The organism is Oleiphilus sp. HI0086 (genome assembly GCF_001635225.1).
Window position 1 is genome coordinate 1 of record NZ_LWFZ01000528.1, and the last position, 523, is coordinate 523.

At 46.3% G+C, this 523-nt stretch carries 1 protein-coding gene; it reads right to left on the reverse strand.

The annotated features are described in order from the left end of the window. Positions 1 to 61: 61 nt before the first annotated feature. Positions 62 to 523: chemotaxis protein CheB (locus A3756_RS06460; protein WP_304438870.1), on the reverse strand; the 462-nt coding region annotated here is incomplete at its 5' end.

Sequence of the window (523 nt, forward strand, 5' to 3'; positions counted from 1 at the left end):
TAGTTACCACCTAAAATGGCACCAAAGCCAAGGATAACACGTAAGATACTCAGCATATCCATTACATGACTCCTTCAATCACGTGATCTGCTATGGCGTCAATATCAAAAGAGCCGTCAGAGTAACCAGCCTTGTCAACTGCCATCGGCATTCCATAAATTACGCAGCTTTTTTCGTTCTGAGTATAAACCGTGGAGCCAGACTGTTTAAGCAAGCGGCAACCTTCTCTACCATCGGCCCCCATACCAGTCAGAACAATTCCCAAAACTCTTCCGGGGAACGCTTTCGAAGCTGAACCGAAAGTCACGTCGACGGAAGGTTTGTAGGTCAACCTAGCATCACCTTCCAAAATTGAGATAGACCGACCTTTACCCGAGACAATCATTTGCTTAGCACCAGGTGCTAAAATTGCTGTTCCTGCCTGCAATGTTTGCCCATCTACTCCATGCTTAACGGTAAGTTGACATAAATTGTTTAGGCGCTCTGCAAATGCAGGGGTAAAGGTCTCAGGCATGTGCTGAAC